Here is a 3,864-nt window from a genome sequence, read left to right as displayed (position 1 = left end):
GCATTATCCAGGGTATTTGCACCTTCATTAACTAAATAAATATCCTGGTTCTCGCGCAATACGTCGCGCACAGCACTTAATGCATTAAAGTAATTTAATGGTTGAGTATCTGTACTTAATTTTTCATGCATTTTTTGTGCATTTTGCTGCTTGTGGATATTTAAAATATCGCGCCATACCAGTGGAGTCGTAAATGTGTTTTGTTTCAGTTCTGCCAGCATACCTTGCATACTGGATGCAATATCACCAACGACTGGCACAGCAATGGGGCGGTTGCTGTCAATTTCCTGCGGTTCAATATCCAGTTGAATAAACTGTGTATCTGCCGCCCATCCTTTTTTACCGTGTGCCAATAACCAATTCAGTCGTGCACCAACAAGCATGACAACGTCAGCATTTGCCAGGGCAAACGAACGCGCAGCTGCCGCAGAAAGTGGATGCGTATCTTCAAGGATCCCTTTCGCCATAGACATTGGCAGGAATGGAATCTGAGTACTTTCAATAAATTCACGAAGCTGTTCATCAGCTTGTGAATACGCCGCGCCTTTGCCAAGGATAATTAATGGCCGTTCAGCTTTTGCTAAAAGCGAAATTGCGCTAGTGACTGACTTCGGGCATGGCAATAATGCTGGCGACGGATTTTCAACTTTAACAATCGTGGTTAACGCTTCGTCTTTTTCCATCGTCGCGGCCAGGACATTTGCTGGCAAATCAAGATAAACTCCGCCAGGGCGACCCGATACAGAGACCCGGATAGCGCGTGCCAATGCAATGCCAAGATCCTGCGGCTGATTAACGCGAAATGCTGCTTTGGCATACGGTTTTGCCGCATTCATTTGGTCCAGCTCTTCATAATCACCTTGCTGTAGGTCGACGATCGCGCGGTCGCTGGAGCCGCTAATCATGATCATCGGAAAACCATTTACCGTTGCGTTGGCCAATGCGGTCAAACCATTGAGGAATCCTGGCGCAGAAACTGTCAGGCAGATCCCCGGTTTTTGGGTAAGAAAACCGCTTGCCGCAGCGGCATAGCCTGCCGACTGCTCATGACGAAAACCAATATAACGAATGCCTTCCGCCTGGGCATGGCGTGCCATATCCGTCACAGGAATACCTACAACACCATAAATAGTGTCAATATTATTCTGTTTTAATGCTTCAACGATGATATGCATACCATCTGTCATTTGAAGTTGATCTGACATGATTAATAACCTCGAAATTTTTATAAATTGGGAGCCAGAAGCCCCCGTTAATATCAGATGGCGTGGTTTTGCTTCATTGCAGCAATTTCATCGTCGCTATAACCCAGCTCCTGCAATACAGCAGCGGTATGTTCACCTAATAGCGGCGCAGCTTTAATATCCGGCGTAAAGGCAGAGAATTTCATTGGACAACCAACGGTCAGATATTTTCCACGCAACGGTTGTTCCACTTCAACAACACTGCCACTTTGGCGCAAAGAGGGATCAAGTGAAATTTCTTTCATACTTAAAACCGGTGCACAAGGAATATCAAACTGAGTCAAATAGGCCACCGCTTCATGTTTATCAATAGTGACAGTGTATTTTTCGATTTCAGCAAAAATATCGAAAATATGTGGCTGTCGTGCATGGGCTGTACTGTATGCCGGATCGGTAATCCATTCTGGTTTGCCGATGGCTTTACAGGTGTTTTCCCAGTTTTGCTCCTGAATAGTGAAATAAATATAGGCGTTAGGATCGGTTTCCCAGCCTTTACATTTCAGGATCCAGCCAGGCTGACCGCCACCACCTGCATTACCACCGCGGGGAACTGCATCACCAAATGTACCATTCGGATACTGCGGGTATTCTTCCAGATAACCCAATTTATCGAGACGCTGCTGGTCACGTAATTTCACGCGGCAAAGGTTCAATACGGCATCCTGCATTGACATGGTGACTCGTTGCCCACGCCCCGTTTTTTCGCGATGCAGCAAAGCAGCAAGTAAACCGATCAGCAAATGCATTCCGGTGTTGCTGTCACCCAACGCTGCAGCGCTTACCAGCGGCGGACCATCCCAAAAACCCGTAGTGGATGCCGCGCCACCCGCTGCCTGAGCAACGTTTTCATAGGCTTTTACATTCACATAAGGCGAACACTCATCAAACCCTTTGATCGAACCAAAAATCAGACGTGGATTGATTTCTTGAATATGCTCCCAGGTGAAGCCCATGTGATCAATGGCCCCTGGATGAAAGTTCTCGACTAAGATATCAGCTTCGCGGATCAGCTTTTCCATTACCTCTTTGCCTTCCGCTGTTTTGGTATTTAACTCAATAGAACGTTTGTTACTGTTAAGCATGGTGAAGTAAAGCGCATCGATATCAGGAATATCTCGCAGCTGGTGACGCGTTACGTCACCAACGCCGGGACGTTCAATTTTAATAACGTCAGCGCCAAACCAGGCCAGCATTTGAGTACAAGATGGGCCAGATTGCACACCGGTGAAATCGAGAACTTTAATTCCTTGAAGTGGAGTTGACATAGCAATACCTATTAGTTAATTAAATATGTGTTAATTTAGCGTTTATTTAAGGCGTAATATCTTCTATAAATAACCCGCAAAATATCGTCGTAGCTGCACTCGATATTTTTAAAATCCTGTATCAAGTGCTGAAAATCATTTCATCGCCACTTCCAATTCCTTTCTGCATGGTAAGTAGTGAGGACGAAAAGAAGAATATGATAAATATTGATTCGTGGTAATCAGAGAGAGTCGCGACATTTGTGATGTTATTCTTACAACTGTAAGAAGCGCCGGTGATTTACAAGTAAGGGTATGATTACGCTTTTTAAAGCGTACCATAAAACATAACATAATAAATGATTTGTGATGACACGGGATTATTGGGATTTACTTTGAGGAAGATAAAATGCGTGTTTATAGAACCGCGAGCGCCAAATAATTTTATGACCACAACCTGTCGTATTGTGGTCATAAAAAATTGTCGGCTGGAGGGAGTTAAATCCTTTACCTCAATATACTGCCTGTCAGCATTAGTTCACAAACAGTGCTTCGCTGTCGACGATGATTCCATCTTCCGCACCTTTAAGCGCCAGGTTTGCCTCGTAGTATTGCTTTTTATCAAGCAGTTTCTGCGCATCAGCAAGTGCATTACGAGTCTGTTTAAGCGGCATCAGATATTGGTTTTCCATTACGCCAACACCGGCCAGGCGAAGTTCTTCCATTGCGCCCTTTTTATCCCCTTTCGCCATTTTTTCATTGGCAATTTTTATCGCGGCTTCTTTTTCGGGAGTTGCTACATAACTCTCAGAAATTCCGACAGATGCATTAATGACAATATATTGGTCATCATTGAGATTGGTCTTTTTACCTGGCTTAGCGAACTTTGCCCATTCGGTACTGTCATCTGACAGCAAAGCGGAAGCTTCATTGGTCAGTTCTTTTGCCTTTTCTGGATCGCCATGAAACAGAGCCAGGCGCGCTACCTGCACGTCACGCATCGCATATAAACCTTGTTCAGAGATACGCTCTGCTGCTGCCGTTTTCTGGGTTTGCTGAACTTGCTGAGTTTGCTGTTGTGCCGCTACCGGTGCATTATCAGCAGCCCATACAGTTGAAGATGCCAGAATTGCTGTGACCATCGTAGCCATAATTAAACGTTTCATACTTACCTCATTCTTTAACAGTTTTAGAAAACGCCGCCATCATATTGGGTGAGCATGAAATGAGAAATCAGAGAGCAACGGTCATTTTGAAAGGGTTATCTTACAGTTGTAGTTATTATCGCAAGAAGTATTTTAGTCTTACAATTGTAGTTATTATCGCAAGAAGTATTTTAGTCTTACAATTGTAGGAATCTGCTTCCTGTCGCAGAG

The 3,864-nt window shown here is 44.4% G+C and carries 3 protein-coding genes; all 3 read right to left on the bottom strand.

The features are described 5' to 3' along the window. Positions 1–1,205: oxalyl-CoA decarboxylase (gene oxc / locus E0D98_RS22040; protein WP_131891022.1), on the bottom strand; the 1,205-nt coding region annotated here is incomplete at its 3' end. Between the two features lie 53 nt (positions 1,206–1,258). Further along, entirely contained in the window at positions 1,259–2,509 is a 1,251-nt protein-coding gene (gene frc, locus E0D98_RS22035; RefSeq protein ID WP_000106759.1) for a formyl-CoA transferase, read from the bottom strand. A 512-nt stretch (positions 2,510–3,021) separates the two neighbouring features. Beyond that, a complete protein-coding gene (locus E0D98_RS22030; protein ID WP_000825604.1) occupies positions 3,022–3,654 on the bottom strand; it encodes a YfdX family protein in 633 nt (210 codons plus the stop codon). Between the last annotated feature and the right edge of the window lie 210 nt (positions 3,655–3,864).

The sequence above is a fragment of the Escherichia sp. KCJ4928 genome (assembly GCF_004352695.1).
GTDB lineage: Bacteria > Pseudomonadota > Gammaproteobacteria > Enterobacterales > Enterobacteriaceae > ECMA0423.
Note: the sequence above shows the minus strand (reverse complement) of the source record. Positions and strands in the feature narration are given on the sequence as shown.